The organism is Pantoea sp. GM_Pan_3, from assembly GCF_026541045.1.
Taxonomy (GTDB): domain Bacteria; phylum Pseudomonadota; class Gammaproteobacteria; order Enterobacterales; family Enterobacteriaceae; genus Pantoea; species Pantoea anthophila.
Genome location: NZ_JALNVA010000011.1, coordinates 17,508 through 31,242 on the forward strand (window position 1 = coordinate 17,508; position 13,735 = coordinate 31,242).

A 13,735-nucleotide genomic window follows, 5' to 3' on the forward strand; every position below is an offset into this window, starting at 1 on the left:
TGAAATGGGGGTTACTCGTCTTCCAGCTCGATGTTGATACCCAGCGAGCGAATCTCTTTCAACAGTACGTTGAAGGATTCCGGCATGCCCGGTTCCATCTGATGGTTGCCGTCAACGATGTTTTTATACATCTTGGTACGGCCGTTGACGTCATCAGACTTAACGGTAAGCATTTCCTGCAGGGTATACGCGGCACCGTATGCTTCCAGTGCCCATACTTCCATCTCACCAAAGCGCTGACCACCGAACTGCGCCTTACCACCCAGCGGCTGCTGAGTAACCAGGCTGTAGGAACCGGTAGAACGTGCATGCATCTTGTCATCAACCAGGTGGTTAAGTTTCAGCATGTACATGTAGCCAACGGTTACCTGACGTTCGAACTGTTCACCGGTGCGGCCGTCAAACAGGGTAATCTGACCGGAAGAAGGCAGACCGCCGAGCTGTAACAGCTCTTTGATTTCGCTCTCTTTCGCGCCATCAAACACTGGCGTTGCGATTGGCATACCTTTTTTCAGGTTCTCTGCCAGGCGCAGCACTTCGTCGTCGGAGAAGGTGTTCAGGTCAACTTTCTGACGCAGATCGCTTCCCAGGTCATAGGCACGCTGGATGAATTCGCGCAGTTTCGCGACTTCTTCCTGCTTCTTCAGCATGGCGTTGATTTTCTCACCAATGCCCTTCGCTGCCATCCCCAGGTGTGTCTCAAGGATCTGACCGATGTTCATACGCGATGGTACGCCCAGCGGGTTCAGTACGATGTCGACCGGCGTACCGTTCTCATCGTAAGGCATGTCTTCGATTGGGTTGATCTTAGAGATAACACCTTTGTTACCGTGACGACCTGCCATCTTATCACCAGGCTGGATCTGACGTTTAACGGCCAGATAAACCTTAACGATTTTCAGCACGCCCGGTGCCAGATCGTCGCCCTGGGTGATCTTACGGCGCTTGCCTTCAAGTTTTTTCTCAAACTCGTGCTTCAGTTCGTCGTACTGCTCTGCCAGCTGCTCCAGCTGGTTTTGTCTGGCTTCATCAGTCAGACCCAGCTCCAGCCAGCGCTCGCGCGGCAGCTTGTCCAGCTTGTCTGCTTCAACGCCACCTGCGATCAGGACGCTCTGGATACGGCTGAACAGGCCCGCTTCCAGGATCTGCAGCTCTTCAGACAGGTCTTTCTTAGCCTGCTTCAGCTGCATCTCTTCGATTTCGAGCGCACGCTTGTCTTTTTCCACGCCATCGCGGGTAAAGACCTGAACGTCGATCACGGTACCTGACACGCCATTCGGTACGCGCAGTGATGAATCTTTTACGTCAGAGGCTTTTTCACCGAAGATCGCACGCAGCAGCTTCTCTTCTGGCGTCAGCTGGGTTTCACCTTTCGGGGTAACCTTACCAACCAGAATGTCACCACCGGTCACTTCAGCACCGATGTAGACGATGCCTGACTCATCCAGTTTAGAGAGTGCAGCTTCACCCACGTTCGGGATATCAGCGGTAATCTCTTCCGGCCCCAGTTTGGTGTCACGCGACACGCAAGCCAGTTCCTGGATGTGAATGGTGGTAAAGCGATCTTCCTGAACCACACGCTCGGAGACCAGGATGGAGTCTTCGAAGTTGTAACCGTTCCACGGCATGAACGCGACACGCATGTTCTGGCCCAGCGCCAGTTCACCCAGATCGGTGGACGGGCCATCTGCCAGCACGTCTCCGCGCTCAACCGGCTCACCCAGAGAGACACATGGCATCTGGTTGATGCAGGTGTTCTGGTTTGAACGGGTATATTTGGTCAGGTTATAGATGTCGATACCGGCTTCGCCCGCGTACATCTCATCTTCGTTAACTTTGATAACGATACGTGATGCATCAACATACTGAACGGTACCACCACGTTTGGCGACGGCAGTAACACCGGAGTCAACGGCAACAGCACGTTCCATACCGGTACCAACCAGCGGCTTATCTGCACGCAGAGTCGGAACGGCCTGACGTTGCATGTTCGCACCCATCAGAGCACGGTTGGCGTCATCGTGTTCCAGGAACGGGATCAGGGATGCACCGACAGAAACCACCTGCTGGGTGGAAACGTCCATGTAGTCAACCTGATCGCGGCTGAACAGACTCGATTCGCCTTTGCTACGGCAGGTGACCAGGTCATCAACAAACGCGCCGTTTTCATCGAGCGGGGCGTTCGCCTGAGCGATAACGTAGTTACCCTCTTCAATAGCAGAGAGGTAGTGGATCTCGTCAGAAACCAGACCGTCGATAACACGACGATAAGGCGTCTCAAGGAAACCATACTCATTGGTCTGTGCATAAACAGACAAGGAGTTGATCAGACCGATGTTCGGACCTTCAGGGGTTTCGATTGGGCAGACACGACCGTAGTGCGTTGGGTGTACGTCACGCACTTCGAAGCCGGCACGCTCACGCGTCAAACCACCCGGGCCAAGTGCAGAGATACGACGTTTGTGCGTAATCTCTGACAGCGGGTTGTTCTGATCCATAAACTGTGAAAGCTGGCTTGAACCGAAGAACTCTTTCACCGCAGCCGAAATCGGCTTCGCGTTGATCATGTCCTGTGGCATCAGCGTATCGAGGTCGCCCAGAGAGAGACGCTCTTTAACCGCACGCTCAACACGCACCAGGCCGACACGGAACTGGTTCTCAGCCATTTCACCGACTGAACGAATACGACGGTTGCCGAGATGGTCGATATCGTCCACTTCGCCTTTACCGTTACGGATGTCGATCAGTTTTTTCATCACTTCGATGATGTCTTCTTTGCTCAGGATACCTGAACCTTCGATTTCATCACGCAGCAGTGAACGGTTGAACTTCATGCGGCCGACGGCAGAGAGATCGTAACGATCTTCAGAGAAGAACAGGTTCTCGAACAGGTTCTCTGCAGCTTCACGCGTTGGCGGCTCACCAGGACGCATCATGCGGTAGATCTCAACCAGTGCGCTCAGGCGATCGCTGGTTGGGTCAACACGCAGGGTCTCAGACATATATGGACCGTGGTCCAGATCGTTGGTGAACAGCGTTTCGATGCGTTTGTGACCCGACTGGCTCAGTTTGGCCAGCAGATCCAGTGACAGCTCCATGTTCGCTGCAACAATCAGCTCACCGGTGCTCTCATCGATGTAGTCTTTAGCAACCACTTTGCCCGCGATATATTCAACCGGAACTTCGATGTGCTGAATGCCATCTTTTTCCAGCTGACGAATATGACGCGCAGTAATGCGGCGACCTTTTTCGACGTAAACGGTGCCGTTCGCTTCGATATCGAAGGTCGCGGTTTCACCGCGCAGGCGCTCAGGCACCAGCTCCATCTGCAGCTTGTTGTCGCGAATTTCAAACACCACTTTCTCAAAGAAGAGATCGAGGATCTGAGGTGTTGTGAACTGCAACGCACGCAGGATGATAGTGGCCGGCAGCTTACGACGACGGTCAATACGGACAAACAGGTTATCTTTCGGGTCAAACTCAAAGTCGAGCCATGAACCGCGGTAAGGGATGATACGTGCGTTATAAAGCACTTTACCCGAAGAGTGGGTTTTACCCTTATCGCTATCAAAGAACACGCCAGGACTACGGTGCAGCTGAGAAACGATAACGCGCTCGGTACCGTTAATAACAAAGGTACCGTTGTCGGTCATGAGCGGAATTTCGCCCATGTAGACTTCTTGTTCTTTAATGTCTTTTACGGTGCCTTCTGGCGCTTCGCGCTCATAGATCACCAGACGCAGTTTCACGCGCAGCGGTGCCGAATAGGTCACGCCACGGATCTGACACTCTTTCACGTCAAAGACAGGTTCGCCCAGGCGATAGCTCACATACTGCAACTCAGAGTTGCCGCTGTAGCTCGCAATAGGGAATACAGAGCGGAATGCAGCTTCCAGCCCGTACTGACCTTCTGGATCTTGCTCGATAAACTTCTGGAACGAGTCGAGCTGGATGGAAAGGAGATAAGGTATGTCCAGTACTTGTGGACGTTTACCAAAATCCTTACGAATACGTTTTTTCTCGGTATAGGAGTAAACCATAGGGTTCCTCAGCTAGCTGACAAGTCGACCCACGCTGTCCGTCCTGACAGGACAGTTCATGCAACACGATTTTGTTTGATTCACTGGCTGCGCGGCAGCAGTGCAATACCTCTTTCTATCACGCTTAAATCATTTCATCGCTTTTGTGAAGGCAGGGAACCCGCACAGGAAAGCGGTATATTAAGTCGTCGATAGAGAAAGATATTGAAGAGTAGCAATGGACAAACAGTGTGAAACCCCATTGAGACCCTGTAGCGCAAAAAGGCTGGTGACCAAAAAGTCACCAGCCATCAGTCTGAAACTACTCAGACTGCAACCCGAAGGTTGTCTTACTTAACTTCAACTTCAGCGCCAGCTTCTTTCAGAGCAGCTTCAAGTGCAGCTGCGTCATCTTTGCTGATGCCTTCTTTGATTACGCCAGTTGCTTCAACCAGGTCTTTGGCTTCTTTCAGGCCCAGACCAGTTGCAGTACGTACGGCTTTGATAACTGCTACTTTGTTCGCGCCAACAGCTTTCAGTACGACGTCGAATTCAGTTTTTTCTTCAACAGCTTCAGCCGGGCCCGCAGCAACAGCTACAGCAGCAGCAGCAGAAACGCCGAATTTTTCTTCCATAGCAGAAACCAGCTCAACAACTTCCATTACGGACATCGCTGCAACAGCTTCCAGAATTTGGTCTTTAGTGATAGACATGACAATTGTTCCTAAGAATCAGAAAAAGTTTATACGTAAGCAGGTACGAAGAAAAGAAAAGGGCCTTAAGCCGCTTCTTTTGCATCGCGTACAGCAGCCAGAGTGCGGACCAGTTTGCCGGCAGCGGCTTCTTTCATGGTCGACATCAGACGTGCCAGTGCTTCTTCGTAGGTCGGCAGAGTTGCCAGACGGTCAATATTGGCCGCCGTGATCAGCTCACCTTCAAAGGCTGCAGCTTTGACCTCAAATTTTGCATTCGCTTTCGCGAAATCTTTGAACAGACGAGCAGCAGCGCCCGGGTGTTCCATAGAATATGCAATCAGGGTCGGACCAACAAACGTGTCTTTCAGGCACTCAAACTGAGTTCCTTCAACGACGCGGCGCAGCAGGGTGTTACGAACAACACGCATGTAAACGCCAGCTTCACGACCTGCTTTACGCAGTTCGGTCATTTTATCAACGGTAACGCCACGGGAATCCGCAACAACCGCTGAAAGCGCACCTTTGGCTACTTCGCTGACTTCAGCAACAATTGCTTGTTTGTCTTGAAGATTTAATGCCATTAGCTTTTGCTCCTGGATTTGACCGGGAAAGGATTTCCCCGGAACTCACTTCACTTACTCACCCAAAAGGGGAAATAAGCGCTCGAACACGGTGAGCAGAATCCAGCTAAGAAAAAATTCTTTTGGTTCTGTCACCGTCTACGCAGGGTATTAAGCGGACTATCCGGAGATAGACAGCTCCTGCGGTCTTGGACGGAGGCCAGGATAAGGCCTGGCTCCAACCTAAATTCTGTGTGACGCAGCAGAAGCAGAGGGAAAGGCGTTAAACGCCGCTGTCGCATCTGACTCTCTGGTGTCCTGTTCTGCTAATAACAGAACAACGGGCGTAAGATTCTAGGTGAATTTTTCGCCCGTTTCAAGCAGCAATTAGTTTGCTGTTGCGTTCAGACCAGCCTGGTCAACGGCAACGCCGGCGCCCATGGTGGTTGAAAGGCTGACTTTCTTGATGTAAACGCCTTTCGCCTGAGATGGTTTCGCTTTTTTCAGCGCAACCAGCAGAGATTCCAGGTTTTCTTTCAGTTTGTCAGCGTCAAAGTCCACTTTACCGATGGTAGTGTGGATGATGCCGTTTTTGTCGTTACGATAACGAACCTGACCTGCTTTAGCGTTCTTAACCGCTTCAGCAACGTTAGGGGTTACAGTACCGACTTTCGGGTTTGGCATCAGGCCGCGTGGACCCAGAATCTGGCCCAGCTGGCCAACAACGCGCATTGCATCCGGAGAAGCAATAACAACGTCAAAATTCATTTCGCCTTTCTTGATCTGCTCAGCCAGGTCTTCCATACCAACCAGCTCTGCGCCAGCAGCTTTTGCCGCTTCAGCGTTTGCGCCCTGGGTGAAGACAGCAACACGTACTGAACGACCAGTACCGTGTGGCAGAACGGTCGCGCCGCGTACGTTCTGATCAGATTTACGTGCATCGATGCCGAGGTTGACAGCAACGTCAACGCTTTCAACGAACTTGGCAGTCGCCAGTTCTTTCAGCAGAGCAACAGCTTCAGCAATGTCATACTGCTTGGTCGCGTCAACTTTGTCGCGAATTACGGTCATGCGCTTGGTCAGCTTAGCCATTTCTTAGTCCTCTACTACCAGGCCCATGGAACGAGCAGTACCTTCGATTGAGCGAGTCATCGCTTCAACGTCAGAACCAGTCATGTCCGCAGCTTTGGTTTCTGCGATTTCACGTACCTGAGCACGGGTCACTTTACCGACTTTATCTTTGTTCGGCTTACCAGAACCAGACTTGATGCCCGCTGCTTTTTTCAGCAGTACGGCAGCCGGAGGGGTTTTGGTGATAAAGGTAAATGAACGGTCGCTGTATACAGTGATAACAACAGGAGTCGGCAGACCTTTTTCCAGAGATTCGGTCTTCGCGTTGAACGCTTTGCAGAATTCCATGATGTTAACACCCTGCTGACCCAGAGCTGGACCAACCGGTGGACTTGGGTTCGCCATACCAGCTGCAACCTGCAGCTTGACGTAGGCTTGGACTTTCTTAGCCATGATATTTCCTCAATTGGGTTATAGCGCCTTTAAAAGGCTCCCCGTGATAACGATTTATACGCTGTTGCCAGCGCATAAAAACAAAAGGCGCGAAATTGTAGTTAAATTTCGCGCCTGCTGCAACAGCTAAATTGTGAGCGGAAAGAGGTTAACCTTTCTCCACCTGACCGAAGTCGAGTTCAACCGGTGTTGCACGTCCGAAGATGGAGACAGAAACCGTCAGGCGGCTCTTCTCGTAATCCACATCCTCAACCACACCGTTAAAGTCAGCAAACGGACCGTCGTTAACGCGAACCATTTCGCCTGGTTCAAACAGCGTTTTCGGACGAGGCTTGTCGCCGACCTGCTGCAGACGGTTCATGATCGCATCAACTTCTTTATCGCTGATAGGTGCCGGACGGTCAGATGTGCCGCCGATGAAACCCATCACGCGCGGGACACTGCGCACCAGGTGCCAGCTGGCGTCATTCATCACCATCTGAACCAGTACATATCCCGGGAAAAACTTGCGCTCGCTCTTACGACGCTGGCCACCACGAATTTCAACGACTTCTTCAGTCGGAACCATGACGTCGCCAAACAGCTCTTCCATGTTGTGCAATTTGATATGCTCGCGCAGCGACTGTGCTACGCGGCCTTCAAAACCGGAAAACGCCTGTACGACGTACCAGCGTTTCTTTGGAGCTTCAGACATCTCAGAACCTCAGGCCAGTGATAAACGATACCAGACGGACCAGAATACCATCCAGCCCCCACAAAATCAGTGACATCACGGCGGTAACCGCGGCAACGATTAACGTGGTGTGCAGCGTTTCCTGGCGGGTTGGCCAGATAACCTTACGCATTTCTGTTCTTGCTTCACGAGCAAAAGCCACGGTCGCTTTGCCTTTGGTCGTTAAAAGCGCAATGCCGCCAGCCGCTGCGATCAGTACAACTACGGCTAACGCACGCAGTGGCAGTGACACATCACGATAGAGGTAGTTACCTACAATCGCTGCAAGCAGCAGTAATACGACTACTACCCACTTTACCGCTTCCAGGCCACGCCCGCTCCCTTGAGCTTCGGTATTCGCACTCATAAACCAACCTGCCACAATAATTCAGAAACTATTCTGCCCCGCAGTGCGAGGCGTCCAAACCGAATGAGCTTTTGGGGCGTAACTCGGTATCCAACGCCGCATGACAGAGCCTGTCTCAGCAATGATTATGATCGAAAATCACTGATGAGCCAGGTTCTATGAAACAGCGTGCAAAAAGGGCATCAAATGATGCCCTTTCCGTGTGCATTGCGTCAAACGTTATCGGTAATTATGCGATAACTTTAGCAACAACACCCGCGCCAACGGTACGGCCGCCTTCGCGGATTGCGAAGCGCAGACCTTCGTCCATTGCGATTGGGTGGATCAGGGTAACAACCATTTTGATGTTGTCGCCTGGCATTACCATTTCAACGCCTTCTGGCAGCTCTACTGAACCGGTCACGTCAGTGGTACGGAAGTAGAACTGTGGACGGTAGCCCTTGAAGAACGGAGTATGGCGGCCACCTTCGTCTTTAGACAGAACGTAAACTTCTGACTCGAACTGGGTGTGTGGCTTGATGGTGCCTGGCTTAGCCAGAACCTGACCACGCTGGATGTCTTCACGCTTGATACCGCGCAGCAGAACACCACAGTTTTCGCCTGCCTGACCCTGGTCCAGCAGCTTACGGAACATCTCAACACCGGTACAGGTTGATTTCGCAGTATCTTTGATACCTACGATTTCAACTTCGTCGCCGACTTTAACGATGCCGCGCTCAACACGACCGGTAACAACGGTACCACGGCCAGAGATTGAGAATACGTCTTCGATTGGCAGCAGGAACGGCATGTCGATCGCACGAACCGGATCCGGGATGTAGTTGTCCAGGTGCTCAGCCAGCTCGATGATTTTCGCTTCCCACTCAGCTTCGCCTTCCAGCGCTTTCAGAGCAGAACCACGAACGATTGGAGTGTCGTCGCCTGGGAAGTCGTACTGTGACAGCAGGTCACGTACTTCCATCTCAACCAGTTCCAGCAGCTCTTCATCATCAACCATGTCACACTTGTTCAGGAACACGATGATGTAAGGAACGCCAACCTGACGACCCAGCAGGATGTGCTCACGGGTCTGTGGCATCGGGCCATCAGTCGCAGCAACAACCAGGATCGCGCCGTCCATCTGCGCAGCACCGGTGATCATGTTTTTCACATAGTCGGCGTGGCCTGGGCAGTCAACGTGAGCGTAGTGACGTGAAGCAGTCTCATACTCAACGTGTGCGGTGTTGATGGTAATACCGCGGGCTTTTTCTTCAGGGGTGCTGTCGATCTGGTCGAATGCACGCGCCTGGCCGCCGTTGGTTTTAGCCAGTACGGTAGTGATTGCTGCAGTCAGGGTGGTTTTACCGTGGTCAACGTGACCGATGGTGCCCACGTTTACGTGCAGTTTGTTACGTTGAAATTGCTCTTTAGCCATCGCTAGTCCCTCTAAGACACGGATATATCAATGATATCATCACATTAACCAGGCAATGCCTGACTGCAAGGAAGTTACAGAGAAAATCAGGAGGGAGATTAAAGGAAGTGGTGCTGATACCCAGAGTCGAACTGGGGACCTCACCCTTACCAAGGGTGCGCTCTACCAACTGAGCCATATCAGCACATCTGGAGCGGGCAGCGGGAATCGAACCCGCATCATCAGCTTGGAAGGCTGAGGTAATAGCCATTATACGATGCCCGCATCCTGGAACTCGGCTACCTGTTCTTTCTGTAGCTTGCAGATAACAGAGAATGCCTCTGCTACCTACTGTCCGTCAGCGAAGCTGACCGACGTTGACTTCGCTAACGCTCAGTCTGAATTCAGGGTGAGAAGTGACTCACCTGACAGATAAACAGGCCGTTTATCTGAACCCAACCGCGAGGTCGGGATGGTGGTGGGAGAAGGATTCGAACCTTCGAAGTCTGTGACGGCAGATTTACAGTCTGCTCCCTTTGGCCGCTCGGGAATCCCACCTACTTGATTGGTGCCGGCTACCGGAATCGAACTGGTGACCTACTGATTACAAGTCAGTTGCTCTACCAACTGAGCTAAGCCGGCATCAAGTGACGCGCATTCTAGGAAGGTCGGCGTTCGGATGCAACTAAAAAATCGCATATTTTTTTCTATCGCTTACTATTTGTGCAAATCATCGCAATTTAGTGGTTTTCTGCGGAATATTTGTCCAGCCTGGCCCTTTTTTCTCGACTTTACTCTGGCTCCACTCACCCCCTGCCCCTCTTTTTACGATGCCTGCCCCCAGCGTTCTTACTCCGGTTATTTCGCTTATTCCTGAAAAAAGATCCTGCCCATGCGCTGACTGACGCTTTTTTCGTCACGTCAGGATCATTTTGGGTTAGAGGCTAAGCTCACAGGCCGATATTTCCATGAAGGCAATATCCCTTTTCTTTAACAGCACCCGGCAGAAGGGTCCGGATGGTGTGCTTATTGAGGGGATATCGCATTCGCTTCCTTACAGGCCTTAATGCGTGGCACTGGCACCGGGACGGGTAACAAGGGTGTTACGCACTATGGGTGGGAAGAAGCCTGTAACGGCTTTACAGGCTCATTGTCTGTTATAAAGTCGTTAATGGCTTGGGTAATGGCGCGTTTTGTGGCTATACCGACGAAAGCGAGATCACAGTTATCTTTTTACTTCTGTTAAAAGCCATACTGGTGATACCCTCCAGCCCATTGTTCTCACTGATAAACCAGCGATTCGTGATTCAAATCACCTGCGTTGTCCTGCTTATCGGATAACACGCCGGTGATAGCAATGAATTTGCGGTCAGATGCATGCTTATGGATAAAACGACTCCCCTGACAACGCCCTACTTAGAATTCACTCGTGAGCAGTGGGCGGCATTACGTGATTCCGTTCCTATGACGCTATCAGAGGAAGAGATTGCGCAGCTGAAAGGCATCAACGAGGACCTCTCTCTGGAAGAGGTGGCAGAAATTTATCTGCCTCTTTCGCGCCTGCTTAATTTCTATATCAGTTCAAATGTGCGTCGGCAGGCTGTACTGGAGCAGTTTCTGGGCACCAACGGGCAGAAGATCCCTTACATCATCAGTATTGCGGGTAGCGTTGCCGTCGGTAAAAGCACGACAGCACGTGTATTGCAGGCATTACTCAGCCGCTGGCCTGAACATCGCAAGGTGGAATTAATCACCACGGATGGCTTCCTGCATCCTAATGCCGTGCTCAAAGAGCGTGGCTTAATGAAGAAGAAAGGATTCCCGCAATCCTACGATATGCACCGGCTGGTCAATTTCGTCTCAGATTTAAAGTCAGGAGCCAGTCAGGTTACCGCTCCGGTCTATTCGCATCTGATTTACGACGTTATCCCTGATGGCGATAAAGTCATACAGCAGCCGGATATTGTGATTCTTGAGGGGCTCAACGTCTTACAGAGCGGTATGGACTATCCCCATGACCCCCATCACGTCTTTGTTTCTGACTTCGTCGATTTCTCAATCTATGTCGATGCAGAAGAAGATCTTCTGCAAAGCTGGTACATCAATCGCTTTCTGAAATTCCGCCAGGGTGCCTTTACCGACCCCGACTCCTACTTCCATCACTATGCCCAGCTCTCCGAGGCGGAAGCCGTTGAGATAGCGGGTAATCTGTGGAAAGAGATTAACTGGCTCAATCTGCAGGAAAATATTCTGCCGACACGAGAGAGAGCCAGCCTGATTATGACGAAAAGCGGCGATCACGCTGTTGATAAAGTCCGTCTGCGTAAATAACGCCAGTGATAAAAAAGCCTGCATTCATGCAGGCTTTTTTTATTCAGACAGGACGTAATGATATCTCTCCGCCAACCCATGCCTTTATTTCGCCATCCTGTTCCAGTAACAGCCCACCCTGGCTGTCAACACCGCGCGCAATGCCGTGCACTTCGCGTTCACCGATGAGCAACTTAACAGGCCGGTTAATGAAGTTGTCCAGCGCGGCCCAGCGTGCCACAAAGGGCGCTAATCCCTCCTGCTCAAAGAGTGGCAGTGCCTCGCGCAGACGATTGATCAGACGAGCTGCCAGCTCATTACGATTCACCGTTACCCCGGCTTCCTGCAGGTTAATCCAGCCCTGATTAATCTGGGAGGCGTCAGCGGTTCGCATTGCCAGATTGATACCTGCACCGATCACAATCTGCGCAGCATCGCCCGTTTTCCCGGTCAGTTCAACCAGGATACCCGCCAGTTTGCGATCGTTGAGATAGATGTCATTCGGCCATTTTACCCGGACCTCATCTGCGCCCAGCGAGCGTAATGTCTCCGCCATGATGATACCGATGACCAGGCTGAGGCCCATCGCCGCTGCGGGGCCCTGTTCCAGGCGCCAGTACATCGACATATAGAGGTTAGCGCCAAATGGAGAGAACCACTGACGGCCCCGGCGACCCCGCCCCGACTGCTGATATTCAGCAATACAGGCAGCACCAGAAGGCATGTCATGCATGCGCTCCAGCAGGTACTGATTTGTTGAGTCAATCACCGGTATCACCGAGACATTGCCCTGCTCAACCTGCGCGAGAATCGCCTGCTCATCCAGTAGCTGGATTGGCGCAGGCAGACTGTAGCCTTTACCGGTGACGGTATAGACATCAAGTCCCCAGCTTTTCAGTGTCTGGATATGCTTGTTGATGGCAGCCCGGCTCATTCCCAGCGTCTCACCCAGCTGCTCGCCAGAGTGAAACTCGCCGTCAGACAAAATATCGACCAGCTTTAACGGGACATTGTGGTCTTTCATGCGATCACCTCGACGGCATTGCATTCACCCTGTGCCTGAATAAACCGGACTTCAGGCTCAAGCCAGACATCAAACTTCTCCCCTACCCGGGCGCGTACCGCTCTGGCCAGCGCCACGATGTCGGCAGGCAGGGCATTGTCAGCATTGATCAGCACCAGAGCCTGCTGCTGATGAACGGCTGCGCCCCCGATGCGATAGCCTTTAAGCTGGCACTGATCGATCAGCCAGCCCGCTGCCAGCTTCGTTTCACCCTCTGGCATCAGATAGTGCGGCATGGCGGGGAACCGGGCCAGCAGAGCGCTGCACTGCGCCTGCGTCACCACTGGATTTTTAAAAAAGCTGCCGACATTTCCGGTGACTTTCGGATCCGGTAACTTGCTCTGACGCATCTGACACACAGCGTGATAGACATCCCAGGCACTGGCGATGGCCGGATTCAGTGTTTTCAGATCGCCATAGGTCAGGACAGGCTGCCATTGCTTAGGCAGGCATAGCCCGACTGCGACGATGACATAGCCTGACTGATAACGGTGTTTGAAAATGCTGTCGCGGTAGCCAAACTCACAGGCTTCACGATCCAGACGTTCTGTTTCGCCACTGTGCAGATTAAGCACATCCACATATTCGCAGACATCTTTTAACTCCACGCCGTAAGCACCAATATTCTGAATCGGTGCCGAGCCGGTCATGCCCGGGATCAGCGCCAGATTTTCCAGTCCGGCGATCCCTTTTTCCAGGGTACTTTTGACCAGCTCATGCCAGTTCTCACCGGCTCCGACATGCAGTTTCCAGCTCTCATATTCATCCTGAATGGTGATGCCTTTAATGCGGTTCAGTACCACGGTTCCGGCAAAATCATCCAGAAAGAGGACGTTGCTGCCTTCACCGAGCACAAGGAAAGGCGTTTGATCCTGCTGGCTGGCCTGCCATGCAGCCAGAATGGCGGCAGGCGTCTCAGCGACGATGCGTTTTTGTGTGTGTACTTCAAGCCCAAGTGTATTGTCGGCTTTTAAGGAGGGATGCTGGCTGGACATTTGACGGCCTTAACTGAGTTATCTGGCCGTAGTTTACCGTATCGGAGAAGTGTTCTCAGGCAGTTTTCGGGATCAGAAGGCGGTTTTTCACGATCGA

11 protein-coding genes and 4 tRNA genes are annotated in these 13,735 nt (G+C 52.1%); 1 reads left to right on the forward strand and 14 read right to left on the reverse strand.

Annotation, left to right across the window (positions count from 1 at the left end):
- Window positions 1-11 precede the first annotated feature (11 nt).
- From rpoB to OXR04_RS21450, 12 genes are all read right to left on the reverse strand, one after another.
- Window positions 12-4,040 carry a DNA-directed RNA polymerase subunit beta gene (rpoB, locus tag OXR04_RS21395; protein WP_046100987.1) on the reverse strand — a complete coding sequence of 1,343 codons (4,029 nt, stop codon included), beginning with the start codon at window positions 4,038-4,040 and terminating at the stop codon, window positions 12-14.
- Between the two features lie 329 nt (window positions 4,041-4,369).
- Window positions 4,370-4,732, reverse strand: coding sequence for a 50S ribosomal protein L7/L12 (gene rplL, locus OXR04_RS21400; RefSeq protein ID WP_009092660.1), 363 nt, complete (start codon window positions 4,730-4,732; stop codon window positions 4,370-4,372).
- 65 nt (window positions 4,733-4,797) lie between these two features.
- Complete coding sequence (gene rplJ, locus OXR04_RS21405; RefSeq protein WP_003848098.1) at window positions 4,798-5,295, reverse strand: 50S ribosomal protein L10; 498 nt, start codon at window positions 5,293-5,295, stop codon at window positions 4,798-4,800.
- 366 nt (window positions 5,296-5,661) lie between these two features.
- The gene (rplA, locus tag OXR04_RS21410) at window positions 5,662-6,366 is read right to left on the reverse strand and encodes a 50S ribosomal protein L1 (protein WP_009092662.1); all 705 of its coding nucleotides are present in this window, start codon (window positions 6,364-6,366) and stop codon (window positions 5,662-5,664) included.
- Between the two features lie 3 nt (window positions 6,367-6,369).
- Entirely contained in the window at window positions 6,370-6,798 is a 429-nt protein-coding gene (rplK, locus tag OXR04_RS21415; RefSeq protein ID WP_006121495.1) for a 50S ribosomal protein L11, read from the reverse strand.
- 148 nt (window positions 6,799-6,946) lie between these two features.
- Window positions 6,947-7,492 (reverse strand): transcription termination/antitermination protein NusG, encoded by a 546-nt coding sequence (nusG, locus tag OXR04_RS21420; RefSeq protein WP_003848088.1) that lies wholly within the window; start codon window positions 7,490-7,492, stop codon window positions 6,947-6,949.
- Between the two features lies 1 nt (window position 7,493).
- The gene (gene secE, locus OXR04_RS21425) at window positions 7,494-7,877 is read right to left on the reverse strand and encodes a preprotein translocase subunit SecE (RefSeq protein WP_008927141.1); all 384 of its coding nucleotides are present in this window, start codon (window positions 7,875-7,877) and stop codon (window positions 7,494-7,496) included.
- Window positions 7,878-8,106: 229 nt separating this feature from the next.
- Window positions 8,107-9,291, reverse strand: coding sequence for an elongation factor Tu (tuf, locus tag OXR04_RS21430; protein ID WP_167429651.1), 1,185 nt, complete (start codon window positions 9,289-9,291; stop codon window positions 8,107-8,109).
- A 108-nt stretch (window positions 9,292-9,399) separates the two neighbouring features.
- Window positions 9,400-9,475: transfer RNA gene (locus OXR04_RS21435), tRNA-Thr, on the reverse strand.
- Between the two features lie 5 nt (window positions 9,476-9,480).
- A tRNA-Gly gene (locus tag OXR04_RS21440) sits at window positions 9,481-9,555 on the reverse strand.
- A 188-nt stretch (window positions 9,556-9,743) separates the two neighbouring features.
- Window positions 9,744-9,828 (reverse strand) — tRNA-Tyr (locus OXR04_RS21445).
- Between the two features lie 8 nt (window positions 9,829-9,836).
- Window positions 9,837-9,912, reverse strand: a tRNA-Thr gene (locus OXR04_RS21450).
- Between the two features lie 741 nt (window positions 9,913-10,653).
- Here OXR04_RS21450 and coaA point away from each other — a divergent pair.
- Window positions 10,654-11,601, forward strand: a complete 948-nt coding sequence (coaA, locus tag OXR04_RS21455; protein WP_009092666.1) for a type I pantothenate kinase — start codon at window positions 10,654-10,656, stop codon at window positions 11,599-11,601.
- A gap of 43 nt (window positions 11,602-11,644) precedes the next feature.
- Here the strand turns inward: coaA and birA are convergent, their stop codons facing one another.
- Together birA and murB are read right to left on the reverse strand one after the other, a co-directional pair.
- On the reverse strand, window positions 11,645-12,604 hold the full coding sequence (gene birA / locus OXR04_RS21460; protein ID WP_267372834.1) for a bifunctional biotin--[acetyl-CoA-carboxylase] ligase/biotin operon repressor BirA: 960 nt from the start codon (window positions 12,602-12,604) through the stop codon (window positions 11,645-11,647).
- Entirely contained in the window at window positions 12,601-13,638 is a 1,038-nt protein-coding gene (gene murB / locus OXR04_RS21465) for a UDP-N-acetylmuramate dehydrogenase (RefSeq protein WP_046100985.1), read from the reverse strand. Before murB ends, birA begins: the two co-directional genes overlap by 4 nt.
- Window positions 13,639-13,735: the final 97 nt, after the last annotated feature.

Coding starts and splice junctions, on each gene's coding strand:
- rplA (WP_009092662.1), bottom strand. CDS start 6,366: ATGGCTAAGCTGACCAAGCGCATGACCGTAATTCGCGACAAAGTTGAC.
- tuf (WP_167429651.1), bottom strand. CDS start 9,291: ATGGCTAAAGAGCAATTTCAACGTAACAAACTGCACGTAAACGTGGGC.
- rpoB (WP_046100987.1), bottom strand. CDS start 4,040: ATGGTTTACTCCTATACCGAGAAAAAACGTATTCGTAAGGATTTTGGT.
- rplK (WP_006121495.1), bottom strand. CDS start 6,798: ATGGCTAAGAAAGTCCAAGCCTACGTCAAGCTGCAGGTTGCAGCTGGT.
- coaA (WP_009092666.1), top strand. CDS start 10,654: ATGGATAAAACGACTCCCCTGACAACGCCCTACTTAGAATTCACTCGT.
- murB (WP_046100985.1), bottom strand. CDS start 13,638: ATGTCCAGCCAGCATCCCTCCTTAAAAGCCGACAATACACTTGGGCTT.
- rplJ (WP_003848098.1), bottom strand. CDS start 5,295: ATGGCATTAAATCTTCAAGACAAACAAGCAATTGTTGCTGAAGTCAGC.
- nusG (WP_003848088.1), bottom strand. CDS start 7,492: ATGTCTGAAGCTCCAAAGAAACGCTGGTACGTCGTACAGGCGTTTTCC.
- birA (WP_267372834.1), bottom strand. CDS start 12,604: ATGAAAGACCACAATGTCCCGTTAAAGCTGGTCGATATTTTGTCTGAC.
- secE (WP_008927141.1), bottom strand. CDS start 7,877: ATGAGTGCGAATACCGAAGCTCAAGGGAGCGGGCGTGGCCTGGAAGCG.
- rplL (WP_009092660.1), bottom strand. CDS start 4,732: ATGTCTATCACTAAAGACCAAATTCTGGAAGCTGTTGCAGCGATGTCC.